This window comes from Streptomyces sp. NPDC057565, from assembly GCF_042801455.1.
Lineage (GTDB): Bacteria > Actinomycetota > Actinomycetes > Streptomycetales > Streptomycetaceae > Streptomyces > Streptomyces yanii.
The window spans coordinates 70946-85884 of record NZ_JBHVFU010000017.1; the positions used below are offsets into that span (position 1 = coordinate 70946).

Consider the following 14939-nt stretch of genomic DNA (forward strand, 5'->3'; position numbering starts at 1 on the left):
GCCTGTCGATCTGCCGCTGCGGGACGGCCAGATGGTGACCGCCGGGTGTCCGTGCGGGCCGGCGGTACAACCGTCTCCGCTCCTCGCGAGTCATGATCTTCATGAACCCAGCCAGACGCACGACCACCGCGGCCGCGACCGCCGTCGTGCTCGTCACCGCCGGCGGCCTGCTCACCGTGACCACGGTGCCCGCCTCGGCCGCGACCACCTGTACCTCCCCGGTGTTCAAGCGGCAGTTCTACGCGAACACCAAGTTCTCCGGTACGCCGAAGAAGACCGACTGCGACTCGGCCGTCGACCAGAGCTGGAGCGGCGCCCCCGTGACCGGCCTCCCGAGGGACAATTTCGGCGTCCGCTGGAGCGTGACCCGCGACTTCGGCTCCGGCGGTCCCTTCTCCTTCAGCGCCTCGGGGCTGGACGGCATCCGGGTCCATCTCGACGGCGTCCGCAAGATCGACCTCTGGAAGAACGTCTCGACGACCGTCTCCAAGAGCGTCAACATCACCATCCCGTCCGGCAAGCACACCCTCCGCGTCGACTACGTCAACTGGACCGGCAGCGCCAAGGTCAAGTTCACGTACGCCCCGCGCACCGCCGCCACCGTCGACAAGGTCAAGCCGCTGGTGCCGACCGGGACTTCGGTGTCGTACGACCAGGCCACCGGCAGGGCGAAGCTCACCTGGGCGAAGAACAAGGAGATGGACCTCGCCGGATACCGGATCTACCGACGCGGCAAGGGCGGCTCCTTCCCCGGCAAGCCGCTGGCGACGACCACTTCCACGTCGTACACCGACACCACCCTCCCGAAGTCGGGCGCGACTTTCTACTACGAGGTCCGCGCCTTCGACAAGGCGGGCAACGAGTCCACCGGCACCGCCGACCAGGGCGTCACCACGGTGGACCGGCTGGCACCGACCGTCCGTGATCTGAAGGTCCTCGGCGAGACCTCCCTGGATGGGGTGAGCCTCTGGTGGATGTCCGACGAGGGGTCGCTGAACTACAAGCTGCTGAGGTCCAGTTCGCCCGACGGGCCGTTCACGGTGGCCACGAGCAATGTGAGTAACTCGGCGACCGATGAAACCGCCCCGTACGGGGAGACCTCCTACTACAAGGTCGCGGCGACCGACCCGGCGGGCAACACCGGGTACTCGTCGGTGGTGTCGTTCGCCCGGCCGCTCGCCGTGCCCTACTTCAGCAGGTCGCAGAACCGGCCGGAGGATGGTGGCGGCGTCGACCTGTCCTGGCAGGTGTCGCCGTACGCACCGACGGAGTTCCGGGTCCACCGCGAGGAGCGCCGCTTCGACGACGCGACCGGCACGTTCGACGTCGTCGACTCCCGTGTGGTGCCCTGCGCCCCAACGCTCACCGACACCGCCTACGGCATCCGCCACACGTACGCCTGCACCGACACCACGGTCACCGCGAGCCCGTCCGAAAGCTTCTACGTGTACTGGGTGACCACCGTCGACGCGCTCGGGCGGGAGTCGGGGCCGTCCGCCGCCCACTCGCTCTCCTACCGTGACGGCACCGCCCCGCCAGCCGTCACCGGGTTCACGGCCACCGCCACCGAGTACGGCACGGTCCTGGACTGGGAGGACAGCCCGGCGGCCGACCTCGCTCAGTACAGCGTATTCCGGAAGAGCACGAAGGACGACGGCACCGAGTACACCTGGGTGGGACAGACCGAGCCGGGAACGACCCGGTTCGTCGACACGGAGAACCTCCAGGACGGCGAGACCCACACGTACTTCGTGGACGCGTTGGACACCTCGGGCAACTCCGTCCACAACTTGGTCGGCGACCCCTACGAGACGGCGCACACCACCGTCACCGAGTACGACCTGCGGCCCACCGTGGAGACGCCGGTCGACTGGCTGGTCTCCGTCAAGGCCGAGGCCGATCCCGCCCTTGGCACGGTCCAGCTCGACTGGGACCTGTCCTCCGCGTACAACCGGGCGGACATCACCGGATACCGGGTCTACCGCTGGAACCCGGCCACCGCAGCGTACGAGCCGCTGACCGCGGACCCGGTCACCGGCCTGTCGTACGCCGACACCACGGCCACCGCCGGCACCACGCACTTCTACTGGGTGACGGCGCTCCACGCCGACGGCACCGAATCCGCCCCCGGCGACGCCTGGGTCGCCCTGGCTCCTCAGCAGTCCGAGTAAGACCGACCGGCAATTGGGGGGTGGGTGAAGAAGCGGGGCTGGGGTGCGTACATCGCAAGGCGGAGGATTGAGCCAGATGGGGTCTCCCCTGCTCGAGCGAAGCCGAGAGCTTGGGGAAGGAGCCATGGTGATTGACGACAACGCTGCGAGGTGCGCGCCGCTGCCCCGTGACGCCGCCCCCCAATTGCCGGTCGGTCTAAGCACGAAGGGGCCCGAGAACATCTCCGGGCCCCTTCGCACACGTGCCCAGTCCTTCAGGAGCGGGTGCTCACGTGTGGGTCGCTCGGTCGGTGCCGACTTCCATGCCCCAGTACTCGATCCTCGTCAGGCATCCTCCGGCCTGGCCCTGATGCTGATCGGCGCAGCGTTAATGGGTTCTGCGGCGCAGGCTCCGCACGAAGAGTGGCACCGACAGCAGAAGCAGGCCTCCTTCGACAGCCAGGCTGACCAGCCCGAGCGGTTCCGTCCAATTGCCGACATCGTCGCTGTAGTGGGGCAGCCCCGGCCCCCTGGAGAGGATGTAGCCCAGCAAGGGGCCGACGGCGACCGCGGCTGCCAGCAACCATCCCAGTCGGACGAGGCCGATGAGGAGCAGCACGGCGGCGACCAAGGCTGCGATCTCCAGGACGTGGTAGGCGATGCCGATGTAGTGGGGATCCCTCGTTGTCGTGATGCCGCCCTGGTCCACGACATGGATGGCGGCCACCGCGACGCAGAGCAGGGCTCCCGCCCACCTGGCCACCCAGGTAGCCCCCGGCACCGTCGCGGTGTGGTGTGACATACGGAGGTGCCTTCCCCTTGTTCTTCAGCAGCGTGTGCCTGCCGCGCTGCGATCCCATCTGCCTGGTTGGCTCCTGAACAGGCAGCGCGCCGTACCTGTGTCAGGTCCCAGCGTCAGCGGACGGCTGCTCGCCGTCGCCTCCGACGGTGCAGACGAGTGACACGGAAGAGGTACCGACGCGGACGGCGCCTCACTGCCGGCAGCCCGGTAGACGGGCACACGTGCCCCCCGCGTGCCCGATGAGGGGGCACTGCACGGGGAACAGCGGGGAGTCGCGGCGACTATTGCAGAGTTACCGCAACCGGCGCCGCCGCGGCTGACCCGCTACCGCGCGGTCAGTGCCCTCCCAGTCGCAGGAAGTCCGTGTATCCGGCCGTTGCGGTGCAATGGGGCCCGGGTTCGGACAAGGGGCCTGCGGCTCCCGGCTGTCGGTGTCACCAGCTGCCGTGGCCGCCGTCTCCGTGCCCGCCGCCGTGGTGGCCGGTGCCGCCCTCGGACCAACTGCCCGGGTCCAGGTCGTGGCCGAGACTGTGGCCGCCGGTGGTGAAGTCGGCGTAGAGGTCGCTGAGCTCGCCGAGGAGTTGGCGAGTGAGGACGTCGGCGCCGGTGGCCAGTGCCGCAGCGAGTTCCTCGTCGGCTGCCGGGTCCGCTTCGGCGGTTGCGGGGGTGAGGCGGTCGTTTGCGACGAGGGTGGCCAAACGGCGGCGGTCGGTGATGCCCCGCAGGCCTGGGTAGGCGGCAGGTGCGAGGCCCGCAGCCTGGACGAGGGCGGCGAGAGTGAGGTCGTGGTCGGCGGTCGAGATTGCGGAGCCGGAGCGGACCACGCCGTCGAGACGGGCCAGCAGCGCCTGGCGGCGCGGTAGGTCGACGGAGAGAATGTCGTGGCGGGTACGGCCGCTGGCGTCGCGCCAACGGCGGACCCGGACCGCCTTCTGGTCCTCAAGCCGAGAGAGATATTCGGTGGTGAGGGAGCGTGGTGTGCGGCGCAGCCAGTCCTTGAGGCTGGGCGGGGGAGCGGTTGCGCCCAGACTGTGCAGGACGTTGTTCAACCGGCGGTCCTCGACGCGCTGGGAGTCCATCACCTCGATCCGCCGGGGGCCGACGGCGATCCGTCCGGCAAGGCCCAGATCCGCCAACTCCGATGCCCGCAGGGCGAACCGGAGCCGGTCCTCGGCCCGTATCCGTATACGCCGCCTGCCGGGGCGTATCGCGAGCAGGAGCAGTTCATCCCCCGTGGTCATACGTGCCAGGGTAGGCGCGGCCGTCCGTGGAATGGAGTCCTCTGCGGCACCTCCGTATGAGGACGCTCCTTCGCCTTGCGATGCACCGCATCTGACGCGTCGTCACCCTCGCAGTCCGATGACGGACCGCCCGTATGCAGGGACAGGCTCTCCGCCTTACCGCGTGCGGCAACCCCTCTGCCACGTCATGCACACAGGGCTCGGCCGCACCCGGAGCACGGGCAGGCCGCGAGCGCCGCCACCAAGGGTGCACGTCTGCTGGTTCCCGTCACCGGTGATCGCTTCACCGGTCGCACCACCGGCGAAAACACCGCGCTCACCCGCCGCCGGAACACTTCCTCCCGGCGTTGTTGAGCCCTGGGCACGAAGTGCATTCCCGCAGGCGCCGCACCGACGCACGCGATCCCGACCGTCAGCGCATCCATCAGGACTACGGAACGGATGAGACGCCTGCCGCTCCAGACGCGTCCGGATGCCCGAGCAGCTCGGGCATCCGGACGCGGCACTCACAAACTGCCGCGTGTTGATCGCAAACTCACCGCGCTGGAGCCTCAGCGACCATGGTCACCGCCGCCGTGATCACCACCGCCGAAGCCATGCTCGAAACCGAAGCCGTGGTCACCGCGGAAGCCATGGTCGAAACCGAAGCCATGGTCGAAACGGAAGCCGTGGTCACCGCGGAAGCCATGGTCGAAACCGAAGCCATGGTCGAAACCCTCGTGACAGCGGAATCCCCAGTCCCAGTTGTCACCGAACCAGCAACCGTGGCCCCAACCCGAGCCGCCGTCGTGAGACGGGACGGAGACGACGACGGACGACGGGGGAGAAGCGGCCGCGCTGACAGCTCCGGCGCTGGCCGCGATGGCGAGGATTGGCGCCGCGCAGACCGCGGCGGCTATTCGCCGCATCCTGGTCGTATTCGCGCGCATGATGATGTCCCCCTTCTGGGGGTCGAGAAAGAGATCTCGGGCGTTCGCACGGGACGCCCATCCGCACCAGATCCTGCGCGCGGGTCTGGTGCGCGGGATCCACCCATCGGAATTGTCAGTTCCCCGACGGGCTTCAGGATCTTACTATTGAGTATGAAGAGGGTTGTACGGTACGAAACGCCTCGTATCGCTAAGATAGGGTCTTTTTTAGGGCAAAGTCAAAGGGCGCACCAGTGGCTCACAAAGGAGGCACCCGGTGGTTACTCCCAGGCAGCAGAGCGGCCGTCAGGACCCTTTGGCTCCCGAGTACGCCGCCCAGCACAACCGCATGGTGTCTCGCTCCGGGCGGCGGCGTCGGGAGTCTCACGAAGCAGTGCTCCGAGCCACGAAAGCCCTGCTCGGCGAGGGCGGATATCAGCGACTTTCCTTCGAAGGCGTCGCACGGCGAGCCGGAGTCAGCAAGGCGACGATCTATCGGTGGTGGCCGAACAAGGCCGCGCTGGTGATCGAGGCCCTCAGCGGGGACGTCCCGCTTCCTCCCATCCATGAGACCGGCGACCTGGAAGCCGACCTGCGAACCGCCGTCCGGCTGACCATCGAGCTTGTCTCCGCCATGCCCACGTGCCTGATCCTCCCGGCGCTGCTCGCCGATGTGATCGAGGATCCCACCGGTACCGGAGCCTTCGCCGAGCTCATCGAACCCCGCCGCGCGTCGGTCGTGGAAATGCTGGAGCGAGCCCGACTCGAAGGCCGGTTGCAGCCCGACACCGATACCTCACTGATGGTCGACATCTACTCCGGAACCATCGTCTACCTGGCCGCGGTGCGCCGCGAACCGCCGGGCGAGGCGGTGATAGACCAGATCGTCAGCCTCCTCCTGAACGGCCACCTTCCAGCCCAGACCCCTCCGACGACAACGACGGCCTGAGCACGCGGGTGCGGCGCCGATCGCCCGTGCTCCCGGGCGCCGGCCTCGGAGGCAAGCGCCTGGCCGAGGAAGGGCACGCTGGCTCATGCAATGAGGGGGGCGAGCAGAAACCGTAGACGGGTTGAAGTGCTCGACGGAACGGGCCGGGTACGAACCGCCTGTTCCAGACCCTGCGCGATCTCTCCCACACCCGTCCCTCCCGCCTGGCAAGCCGCGGCAGGTCCACCCTGCCCCCTCACAGCGTCAGGTCTTCCACGGTCCGCCGCCCCTGCCTGCCCGTTTTGGTGCCTTCGGGACGGCACCGGTCGGCACGTGTGATGACCTCGGCGCCTTGCGGACCCTCGTCGCTCCTGCTCGGTGACGGCGCTGCGCGCGGGGGCGGCGAAGAAAAGGGAAGGCGGGAACCAACGGGGTGTTGGCAGGATGTTCGAGCTCCACACCCGATGGGAGAGGACCCGACGACTATGGCTCGTGCCATCACTTTGATCCGCTCTGCTTCCCTGTCCGACGTCGCCGAGTATGCCTACGCGTCCACGGCGCCCGCCGAGGCACGCCTGATCTTCCTCGCCGGGGCGTGTCCGCTGAACGATGACGGCTCTACGGCAGCGATCGGGGGCTACGCGGGCCAGGCAGCGAAAGCCATCGAGAACATGCGGGCTGCTCTCGCTGCCTCAGGTGCGACACTCCAGGACGTCATCAGTACAAGGGTTCTCGTCGCGTCGGCCCGGCAAGGGGACCTGGTGGCTGCCTGGGAGGTAGTCCGGGACTCGTTCGCTGACCATGACGTCCCAAGCACCTTGATGGGCGTCACCGTGCTCGGCTACAAGGACCAACTCGTCGAGATCGAGGCCGTCGCCGCCGTGCTCGATTCTTGAGCCCTGCCCTTGCTGATAACCCCGTCTGCGCAGGTCAGGCAGCATGCTCGTACGCGTGGAGAATGGTGCCGAGACGATCGGAACGTCGTATGGCCAGGCGGGCTGTCTCGTCCGGATCGGCGATCGGCGTCGGCAAGGGGTACGGCGGGCGGACGTTCGCGATGTCCCGATGGGGCCGGTGGGAGTTGTAGAACTTCTCGAACTCACACAGGGCATGGAGCAGGTGCCGCTCGTTCCAGATCAAGGTGCGGTCCAGCAGCTCGTGCCGACAGGTCTGCACCCACCTCACATGCCCCCGACCCCGTACACGGCTCCCACCAGGACGGATGAGTTTTCGGCAAGGACAAGGCAGCGGTCACCCACGCCGACGTGACGGGTACGGGTACGTACCCGTACTCTGGAGGAATGGGAAGGAGTACGACCATGTCCGATGCCAATGTCCGTATCCCCGAAGAGGCCAAGGACCGGCTCGCCGCGATCGCAGCCGCTGAGGGGCTGTCGCTGCGCGCCTATCTGGCTCGTCTGGCCGAGACCATGCTCACCCCGGCCGAGCGTGCCGAGCGTGCCGAGAAGGCCCTGGCCGCACTGAAGGAGTGGAACGGCTACGCACCCACCCCGGCCGAGCAGGACGACCTGGACAGTGAGCTGGACCGGCGCCTGGCCCAGGTGACGAGCCGGTGACCGACGCCATGCATATCGTCCTGGACGACACGGCGATGGCCGCGGCCGGTCAGGGCAACATCCTCGCGTCCCGTCTCATCCACCGGGCCCACGCCGAATCCGGCTGGTTCCTGTACGCCCCGGCGTGTGCACTCGTCGAAGCCGACCGCGCACGGCCCGGCACAGCCGAGCACCTTGCCGCACTGCCGGGTATCACCGTCCTGGACCTGGACCTGGCCGCGGCCCTGGCCCTCGCCCGGCAGAAGACATGGGCTGCGGCTCACAGTCAGTACGCAGCGCAGCCCACACTCGACCGCCCCGACGGAGCGATCATCGCCACCATCGTCCCGAAGCGGTGGCAGGGCGAGCCGGTCCGCGTACTGGACCTCAACGCCTGATCCAATGTCGGGCTGGCGGGCGTCCTCCGCGTGCGGGTGCGCGACGGCGAGCGGCGCGTCGGGCGCCACGTCCGGCAACTCGCGCTGAACGTCCTGTATGGAGCCGTGTGGACCCTCGCGGGGGTTGTGAGCTGCTGTCGGTTTGCTGAGCTGAAGTGAGTGGTGGCGAGCGGGAGTGAGTCCCGTCGGTGGGTTCGCGGGGGCGTGAACGGGGGTTCTGGGGTCGAATGGGTGACCTTGACGGCTGCTGCTCGTTGGGCTGGACAGCGGGTGGCTGGCCTTTGAGGGCGGGGGTGATGTGGTGGGTGGTTTGCGGGAGTTGGCCGTGCCCTTCGTGGTGCCCGGGCCTTGCGGGGTGGCGGTCCGGGACCGGCTCAAGCACCTCACGCCCCAGGGACGAGGAAGTCCTCCGCTGGGTCGGTGAGCATCAGGGCCGTCTGGCTTCGCGTGACCTCAAGGCCCGCTGTGCGGACGGTCTGGAGCACGGCGCGGACAGCTGGGCGGCGCGTAAGCGGGAGCTGACGAAGGAGTCGTCGTCGCGGATCGCGGGTGCGATCACCAAGGCCACGCACGATCAGTGGGCGCTGGCCCGGCGTTGCCAGGCGGCGCACATCCAGACGCTGGCAGCCGGGATCAGGACGCTGCGGCACCGCCTGTCCCTCCCGATCGGGGAGAAGGGCACCAAGCGGGCGGCGGGTGGCTACCGGTCGAAGAGCGAGTGGTTCCGCAAATCTCGCCGCCTCGCGATGCTGGAGGCGCGGCACGCTGCTGCTGTTGCCGAGTGGCAGGCCGGTCGGGTGCGGGTGGTGCGGGGCGGCAGACGTCTGCTGAACACCCGCCACCACCTCGCCCAGGCCCGGCTCACCGAAGACCAGTGGCGGCAACGGTGGGAGGCGGAGCGCTGGTTCATCGCGGCGGACGGTGAGTCGGGGAAGCGGTTCGGGAACGAGACGATTCGCGTCACCCCGGACGGTGAGGTGTCCATCAGGCTGCCTGTCCCGCTCGCGCACCTGGCCAACGCCGGGCACGGCCGGTACGTCCTCGCCTCCCGGATCGGGTTTGCGCACCGGGGTGTGGAGTGGGCCGACCGCATCACCGCGAACCGCGCTGTGGCCTACCGCATCCACCTGAACGTGGACCGCGGCCGCTGGTACCTCACCGCATCCTGGCAACGCCCCGCCATCCCGACCATGACGCTGGCCACCGCCCGCGCCCGGGGCATGATCGGTGTCGACACCAACGCCGACCACTTCGCCGCCTACCGGCTCGACCGGCACGGCAACCCCGTCGGCGGGCCCCGGCGGTTCTTCTGCGACCTGTCCGGGACCGCCGGTCACCGCGACGCACAGATCCGCCACGCCCTCACCCGCCTGATCCACTGGGCCAAGCAGGCCGGGGTCGCCGCGATCGGCATCGAAGACCTCGACTTCACCACCGAGAAGACCCGGGAGAAGCACGGCCGCCGCAAGCGGTTCCGGCAGCTGATCTCCGGTATCCCGACCGGGAAACTGAAGGCCCGGCTGGTGTCGATGGCCGCCGAACAGGGCCTGAGCATTGTCGCGGTCGATCCCGCCTACACCTCCCGGTGGGGTGCCCAGCACTGGCAGAAGCCACTGGTCACCGCGCATCGAACGATGTCCCGTCACGATGCCGCCGGCATCGCGGTCGGGCGACGCGCCCTCGGGCACCCGGTCCGGCGTCGGACGGCACCGCCCCCGCACGACCGGAGTGATCGTGCGGGGCATCGGACCGCCCAGGCCGGGTCAGGTGACCGGGGGCGTGAGGGAACCCGCCCACCCGCAACGGACCGGCCCCCCGGAGGGCCGTCACCGAACGGGACGCGAACGCGGGAACCCAGCGCATCCAACACCGTTCGGGATGTGCCCGGTACGCAGCAGTGGGTCCAGGACTCACTCACGCACACTGGTTAGGAACGGTTGTGGCCCAGGGCTCCGATGAGCGCGGTGATCACCTCGCCGGTTTCCTCGGCGACCTTGGCGATCCGGCCCCGGCTTCGAGTCGCCAGGTCGCGGTCGCGGTTGGCTGAGGAGGCGTCGATCCACCGCGACAGGGCGTCGATCAGCGCACCGGTTCGGGTCACCCGCGCCTCCCTGATGCTGCCTCACCGCCGCGGCGGAAGACGATGGTTGGTCAGGGAGCGCGCCAGGACCTCAGCCGATCGGCGATGTCGTACGAGTCCAGGCGTAGGGCGCGGATGTCGTTGATCAGGTCGCGCCACGCCTCGTAAGTGGTGTCGACGGATTCGCCGGAGGCCTGCAGGTACGCGATGGCGACGCCGTACGTGCCTCGATGACCTGGATCGGAGACCTTACGCAGGCCACCTCTTGATCACAACCCGATATGCGCTCTGGATTCGTGCCCGGGGGCGGGCACGGCCGCTGGGGGGACTGCTGGGCCCCCACTCTGCGCCTACCGCTAGAGTGCGATGCTTGTTCGATTCGCCGCGAGGTGGAGGGGGAGGGGTTTTGAGCGCACAACTGAGAGACACCGCCGGGGAGTTGGCGGAGATCTTGTGGCGGGAACACACCGTGTACCGGGAGCGGTCCGGCGGTGTGGTCATCCGGGGTGAGCACGTACGGCGGTGGATCAGCCTCGCTCCGGCGGGCGGCCGGGACGAGGTCCTCGTACGCGCGGGGCGCATCCTGGACGGCGGTACCACCGCTCCGGCGCGTTCGGAGGCCGTGGTGCCCCTCTCCGCCGGTACAGGCGTGCTCGCCGCGACCTGCCGCCGCCTGCTCGCCGAGGCGGCGGCCGATGCGGCGCTGGTCGTGCCGGGACGGGCAGCGCCCGGGCGGTCCCGTCGCTCCGGGAAGACCGCGCGGCCCAAAGGCAGGGGGAAACACACCAGTTTCGGTTCATGGGTGATCCTCGCCTGTGTCGCCGGTGTGATCGCCCTGTACGTCTACAGCACCGCGATGCACGGCCAGTAGGGCCGGTCCGTATCGGTGTGGGTATGTCGCGGTGACAGGTGGTGCAGGCGCCGGTCCAGATCGCGAGGAGTGTCTGTAGCTCGCGGATGACCTGGTAGAGGCTCAGGCCGGCGCCGCGTCTTTTGGGGCCTGGGCCAGTCGTTGCAGGGTGCAGAAGGCGTGCGCGACAGAGACAAGGGTGACGTGGTGGTGCCGGCCGCCCCAGGTTCGGCCCTCGAAGTCGGGGCAGGGTCAGGGCCTGCTTCCTCTCCCGGTAGTCGTGCTCGATGCGCCAGCGGAGCTTGGCGAGCCGGACCAGCGTGGTCACAGGCAGGCCACGTCAGTGCTGCATGCGGTCGCCGTGGCCCCGGCCGGTGTCGGGAGAGCCGCCCATCATGTGCAACATGGTCAGCCCGCCGGTCCGCAAGAACCGCACCAGGAGCACGGCTGCGAGGACGAGGAAGGCAATGTTGAGCCAGGTGGTGTAGTTCCAGCTGACGCCTTCCATGGGGACCTTCGCGGCGGCCTGGTCGGGGATCAGACCCAGGCCGCCGAAGGCGAACTCCACGATGTATCCCGCAATGACCATCGCGAGGTAGAAGGTGCCGAGGAGGAAGGCGGCCATCTTCGCGCCGTAGTACTTCCGGTAGATGTTGAGGATCGGCAGGATCAGCAGGTCGGCGAAGATGAACGCCACCACGCCGCCGAAGCTGATCCCTCCCTTCCACAGCACCACTGCCAGCGGCACATTCCCGATGGAGCACACGAACGAGGCGATCGCCACCAGTGGGCCGACGATGGGCCCCCACAGTTTGGCGGCGAGCGGGTGGCCGTCGAAGAAGAAGGTGCGCCAGAACGAGTCCGGGACCCAGGCGGCGATCGCGCCGGCGATGAGCAGCCCGACGACCAGGTCGCGCAGGATCGCCGCCCATTCCATGACGAACACGTGGCTGGTGGCGGTGAAGCCCTCGCGGGAGAACAGGCGCCGGGTGAAGGTGCCTTCGCGCTGCACGGACATGTCCATCGCGGCATGGCCCTCCATCGACCCGGCAAGGCCACGCTCGGCCTGTTCGCGGGCCTGGCGCAGGAGCCCCGTGCGCAGGAACAGCCGGAACAGGACCGCCAGCACAATGATCATGATGGGGCCGCCGACGAACTCGGCGGCGGTGAACTGCCAGCCCATCAGCAGCGCCAGGATGACACCGAGCTCGACGACGAGGTTGGTGGAGGCGATCTCGAAGGCCATCGCGGCGGTGAAGTTCGCGCCCTTGCGGAACAGTGAGCGGGCCAGCGCCACCGCGGCGTAGGAGCAGGACGAGGACGCCACGCCCAGGCCCGCGGAGACGGCGAGGGTGCGAGGCCGGTCGTCGCCGAGCAGAGAGACGATGGTGGACTTGCGGACCACGGCTTGAACGACGGCGGACAGGGCGAAGCCCAGGATCAGGGCCCAGGTGATCTCCCAGGTCATGGACCCCGTGATCGACAGTGCGTGCAGTACGGCGTGCATCCGTGAAGCCTTCCCTGCAAGGTGCGGCGTACGGCCGTCGGACACGCCCAATGGCAGGCATCCTTCTGTCGCCGAGGGTCTTGAGGCGCAGTACTTCAAAGACGGCGGCCGCCGGGCTGGGGGCCTCGTGGTGGAGTTCACCGACATCGACTGCATCGAGCTCGACTACGCGTGACGCGTTTCGGGCAGGGGATCGCGCCGGAAATCTGAGCAGAAGCACGATAGTTGTCACCAAGGCAGGCGTGTTGTCACCAGGGCCACCGAACGGGCGCACTGGACTGACCCTGGTTCCTCCACTTCGTGATCATGTCACCGGTTTGCGACAGCGATGTCCTGGAACGAAGACGCCGGGATCTCCTCGGCTCACAGCCCCCTCATAGTGATCAAGCAAGCACCAAGAAGCCGAAACCGCTTCGGCCTCAACCACTGATTACCAAGGGGATTTCATGTTCGGCAGCCGTCGCAAGGCCTTTCTCGTCTCCGCATTCCTCGTCGGCGGCGCCATGCTGATGACGGCGTGCCAGGACTCGGACGCGGCCACGGACACCGGCGCCGCGCAGGGTTCTTCGTCCCCCACTGCGGCCGGCAATGCGGTCACCCCGTCCGGCTCGTCGACCGCGGGCAGCAACCAGGGCACTGGCAAGGGCTCCGACGCGAAGGGCAAGGGAGCCTCGGACGGGGTCGACTCCGGCGCCGACACCGGCAACGGCGAGCGGGAGCCGGTCGGGCAGAGCTGCGGCGCCAACGACATCTCCTGGAGCACCAGGCCCGAGACCCAGGCCGGCGGATACATCCTGATCATCGCGAAGGCGAAGTCGGGGATCACTTGCTACCTGCCCGCCGCGCTTCCGACCGTGGCGTTCGGATCTGACGGCACCGAGGCGGGTCCCGCGGAGCAGACCGCCGGCAAGCAGATCAAGCTGAGCGGGAGCACCACCGCCTACGCCGGGGTGAACCCGAAGACCACCAACGCAAACGGTGGCAAGGAACTGGACAGCATCATCGTCGCCATCGGTGACGACGACCCCAACCCGGTTTCCCTGCCGGTCGGCACCATCACTGTCGATCACCCGATCGTCACCAACTGGCACACCGCCCCGAAGGACGCCGTTCCCTTCAGCTGAACGGACCCGCAGCTCGTGATCCATGCCGACGACGCGCAGCGTGCCGACCTGATGACAACCACCGTGCTTTGCCTGATCGAAGCCGCAGGTCAAGGGATGCCAATGGTGACAACTAGCGTGCTTCGGCTCACATATGAAGTGGTCGGCGGTCGGGGCTGAGCCGGGACCGGACTGATTCCGAGCCCGCTCTGACGTCACCGTAGACCCGAAGACCTCAGTACTCACGGATGCCCGTCTCAGGCCCACGCTTGGAAGGCAGGACAAGCTCAGGATGACGCGTAGGCCTGAACGGGCCGGATCTTGCTGCCGGTCCACCCACACCCACCATGCACCGGCCTGGGACCGCCTCGAGGGTGACGCCGTCGGCCGGAGGCGTGTCGTCGCGTGCGGCAGACCGGGGCCGGGAAAAACTGTCTGCTGAGGACACCCCGCCCGCTGGAAGGGACCGCAAGATGACCACGGATGTTGGCCCGGCTCCCGTTCGGGTCCTTGTATTCGGTGCGGCCCGGCGCGCCGGGTCCACCAACGCGCAGTTGGCCTCGCTGGCGTCGGGCCTGGTCGCCGAGACCGGTGCCGAGGTCGACATGGCCAGCATGCGGGATTTCGACATGCCGCTGTACGACGGGGATGTGGAGGCCGCCGAGGGGCTGCCCGCGGGTGCCCTGGCCCTGTGTGAGCGGATCAAGCGCTGCGATGCGTTCGTGATCTCGTCTCCCGAGTACAACGGCTCTGTCCCGGGGCTGCTGAAGAACGCCATCGACTGGGTGTCACGGGTACGGCCGCAGCCGTTCAAGACCAGGCACGCGCTGCTGCTGTCGGCCTCCCCGTCGCTGATCGGTGGCAACCGCGGCCTGTGGGCGCTGCGGGTCCCGCTGGAGCACCTGGGGACGCGGGTCTACCCCGACATGTTCAGCCTGCCCCGCGCGCACGAGGGCTTCACCGAGGACGGCCGGCTCGCCCGCCCCGAATCACAGGAGCGGCTCGCCGAGATCATCTCCGGGTTCATGCAGCTGGTACAGGCCGACGTGCAGTTCGTCTGCCTGCAGCGCCGCTGGTACGAGTTCCCCGGCGACCGCACCGACGCACCGGTCACCCAGCGGGCCGAGGACTGACTCCGGGACTGGCAGCGCCACTACGCGGGCGCCCGGGAACGCCTCGACGGGGGAGAGCGTGGGCTGGGCGGCACTGTCTCCAGCGCGCAGCCCTTGGCCACCCCTGCGCCGTGGGCGTGCGCTTCCTTGGCGTAGTGGACCTGGCAGTCCACGATCGGGGCGGTCGGAAGCCGAGAGGCGACGGAGCGGTGGCCGGCGGCGGCCGGTCGTTCTTCACCGGGTTCGGGTGTGAGTAGTTGAGGTACAGGAAATCCCGGTGAGATTGATCTTGCTGGCTCTTCGG

Annotated in this window: 15 protein-coding genes and 2 pseudogenes; 10 read left to right on the forward strand and 7 right to left on the reverse strand. The window is 68.5% G+C overall.

Translation table 11 applies throughout. From position 1 onward, the window contains the following. Positions 1-101: 101 nt before the first annotated feature. A complete protein-coding gene (locus ACFU8W_RS26900; RefSeq protein ID WP_384042050.1) occupies positions 102-2171 on the forward strand; it encodes a PA14 domain-containing protein in 2070 nt (689 codons plus the stop codon). Positions 2172-2538: 367 nt separating this feature from the next. Here ACFU8W_RS26900 and ACFU8W_RS26905 read toward each other — a convergent pair whose 3' ends face one another. The 3 genes from ACFU8W_RS26905 to ACFU8W_RS26915 form a co-directional block, all read right to left on the reverse strand. Then, positions 2539-2952, reverse strand: coding sequence for a hypothetical protein (locus tag ACFU8W_RS26905; RefSeq protein WP_384042054.1), 414 nt, complete (start codon positions 2950-2952; stop codon positions 2539-2541). A 434-nt stretch (positions 2953-3386) separates the two neighbouring features. Then, entirely contained in the window at positions 3387-4193 is an 807-nt protein-coding gene (locus ACFU8W_RS26910; protein ID WP_384042057.1) for a GPP34 family phosphoprotein, read from the reverse strand. Between the two features lie 551 nt (positions 4194-4744). Continuing rightward, positions 4745-5122, reverse strand: coding sequence for a hypothetical protein (locus tag ACFU8W_RS26915; RefSeq protein WP_384042061.1), 378 nt, complete (start codon positions 5120-5122; stop codon positions 4745-4747). Positions 5123-5378: 256 nt separating this feature from the next. Here ACFU8W_RS26915 and ACFU8W_RS26920 point away from each other — a divergent pair, with 256 nt between their 5' ends. Then, positions 5379-6050 carry a TetR/AcrR family transcriptional regulator gene (locus ACFU8W_RS26920; RefSeq protein WP_384042064.1) on the forward strand — a complete coding sequence of 224 codons (672 nt, stop codon included), beginning with the start codon at positions 5379-5381 and terminating at the stop codon, positions 6048-6050. Between the two features lie 464 nt (positions 6051-6514). Beyond that, a complete protein-coding gene (locus ACFU8W_RS26925) occupies positions 6515-6925 on the forward strand; it encodes a RidA family protein (RefSeq protein ID WP_384042067.1) in 411 nt (136 codons plus the stop codon). A gap of 34 nt (positions 6926-6959) precedes the next feature. On the opposite strand, the gene ACFU8W_RS26930 is transcribed toward ACFU8W_RS26925, so the two are convergent. Further along, entirely contained in the window at positions 6960-7205 is a 246-nt protein-coding gene (locus ACFU8W_RS26930; protein WP_384042069.1) for an integrase, read from the reverse strand. Between the two features lie 143 nt (positions 7206-7348). Between ACFU8W_RS26930 and ACFU8W_RS26935 the strand changes: the two genes are divergently transcribed. From ACFU8W_RS26935 to ACFU8W_RS26945, 3 genes and pseudogenes are all read left to right on the forward strand, one after another. Then, complete coding sequence (locus ACFU8W_RS26935) at positions 7349-7606, forward strand: hypothetical protein (protein WP_030936061.1); 258 nt, start codon at positions 7349-7351, stop codon at positions 7604-7606. An 8-nt stretch (positions 7607-7614) separates the two neighbouring features. Then, the gene (locus ACFU8W_RS26940) at positions 7615-7983 is read left to right on the forward strand and encodes a hypothetical protein (protein ID WP_384042296.1); all 369 of its coding nucleotides are present in this window, start codon (positions 7615-7617) and stop codon (positions 7981-7983) included. Between the two features lie 301 nt (positions 7984-8284). After that, a pseudogene (locus ACFU8W_RS26945) lies at positions 8285-9914 on the forward strand (IS200/IS605 family accessory protein TnpB-related protein). Here the strand turns inward: ACFU8W_RS26945 and ACFU8W_RS26950 are convergent. Continuing rightward, the gene (locus ACFU8W_RS26950; protein ID WP_384042072.1) at positions 9911-10084 is read right to left on the reverse strand and encodes a hypothetical protein; all 174 of its coding nucleotides are present in this window, start codon (positions 10082-10084) and stop codon (positions 9911-9913) included. The pseudogene ACFU8W_RS26945 and the gene ACFU8W_RS26950 overlap by 4 nt on opposite strands. A 385-nt stretch (positions 10085-10469) precedes the next feature. On the opposite strand from ACFU8W_RS26950, the gene ACFU8W_RS26955 reads away from it, so the two are divergent. Further along, the gene (locus ACFU8W_RS26955; RefSeq protein WP_384042075.1) at positions 10470-10934 is read left to right on the forward strand and encodes a hypothetical protein; all 465 of its coding nucleotides are present in this window, start codon (positions 10470-10472) and stop codon (positions 10932-10934) included. 102 nt (positions 10935-11036) lie between these two features. Here the strand turns inward: ACFU8W_RS26955 and ACFU8W_RS26960 are convergent. Together ACFU8W_RS26960 and ACFU8W_RS26965 are read right to left on the reverse strand one after the other, a co-directional pair. After that, a pseudogene (locus ACFU8W_RS26960) lies at positions 11037-11247 on the reverse strand (IS701 family transposase); the annotation flags it as partial. 6 nt (positions 11248-11253) lie between these two features. Further along, positions 11254-12420 (reverse strand): permease, encoded by a 1167-nt coding sequence (locus ACFU8W_RS26965; protein WP_384042082.1) that lies wholly within the window; start codon positions 12418-12420, stop codon positions 11254-11256. On the opposite strand from ACFU8W_RS26965, the gene ACFU8W_RS26970 reads away from it, so the two are divergent. From ACFU8W_RS26970 to ACFU8W_RS26980, 3 genes are all read left to right on the forward strand, one after another. Next, positions 12380-12595 (forward strand): hypothetical protein, encoded by a 216-nt coding sequence (locus tag ACFU8W_RS26970; RefSeq protein WP_384042305.1) that lies wholly within the window; start codon positions 12380-12382, stop codon positions 12593-12595. The genes ACFU8W_RS26965 and ACFU8W_RS26970 overlap by 41 nt on opposite strands. A gap of 271 nt (positions 12596-12866) precedes the next feature. Continuing rightward, positions 12867-13544 carry a DUF4232 domain-containing protein gene (locus tag ACFU8W_RS26975; protein WP_384042086.1) on the forward strand — a complete coding sequence of 226 codons (678 nt, stop codon included), beginning with the start codon at positions 12867-12869 and terminating at the stop codon, positions 13542-13544. Between the two features lie 452 nt (positions 13545-13996). Further along, a complete protein-coding gene (locus ACFU8W_RS26980; protein WP_384042089.1) occupies positions 13997-14656 on the forward strand; it encodes an NADPH-dependent FMN reductase in 660 nt (219 codons plus the stop codon). The last annotated feature ends 283 nt before the right edge of the window (positions 14657-14939 follow it).

Excerpts from the sequence above, each read along its gene's own strand:
- ACFU8W_RS26900 (WP_384042050.1), top strand. The coding sequence starts at position 102 with ATGAACCCAGCCAGACGCACGACCACCGCGGCCGCGACCGCCGTCGTG.
- ACFU8W_RS26905 (WP_384042054.1), bottom strand. The coding sequence starts at position 2,952 with ATGTCACACCACACCGCGACGGTGCCGGGGGCTACCTGGGTGGCCAGG.
- ACFU8W_RS26910 (WP_384042057.1), bottom strand. The coding sequence starts at position 4,193 with ATGACCACGGGGGATGAACTGCTCCTGCTCGCGATACGCCCCGGCAGG.
- ACFU8W_RS26915 (WP_384042061.1), bottom strand. The coding sequence starts at position 5,122 with ATGCGCGCGAATACGACCAGGATGCGGCGAATAGCCGCCGCGGTCTGC.
- ACFU8W_RS26925 (WP_384042067.1), top strand. The coding sequence starts at position 6,515 with ATGGCTCGTGCCATCACTTTGATCCGCTCTGCTTCCCTGTCCGACGTC.
- ACFU8W_RS26935 (WP_030936061.1), top strand. The coding sequence starts at position 7,349 with ATGTCCGATGCCAATGTCCGTATCCCCGAAGAGGCCAAGGACCGGCTC.
- ACFU8W_RS26940 (WP_384042296.1), top strand. The coding sequence starts at position 7,615 with ATGCATATCGTCCTGGACGACACGGCGATGGCCGCGGCCGGTCAGGGC.
- ACFU8W_RS26970 (WP_384042305.1), top strand. The coding sequence starts at position 12,380 with ATGGACCCCGTGATCGACAGTGCGTGCAGTACGGCGTGCATCCGTGAA.
- ACFU8W_RS26965 (WP_384042082.1), bottom strand. The coding sequence starts at position 12,420 with ATGCACGCCGTACTGCACGCACTGTCGATCACGGGGTCCATGACCTGG.
- ACFU8W_RS26975 (WP_384042086.1), top strand. The coding sequence starts at position 12,867 with ATGTTCGGCAGCCGTCGCAAGGCCTTTCTCGTCTCCGCATTCCTCGTC.
- ACFU8W_RS26980 (WP_384042089.1), top strand. The coding sequence starts at position 13,997 with ATGACCACGGATGTTGGCCCGGCTCCCGTTCGGGTCCTTGTATTCGGT.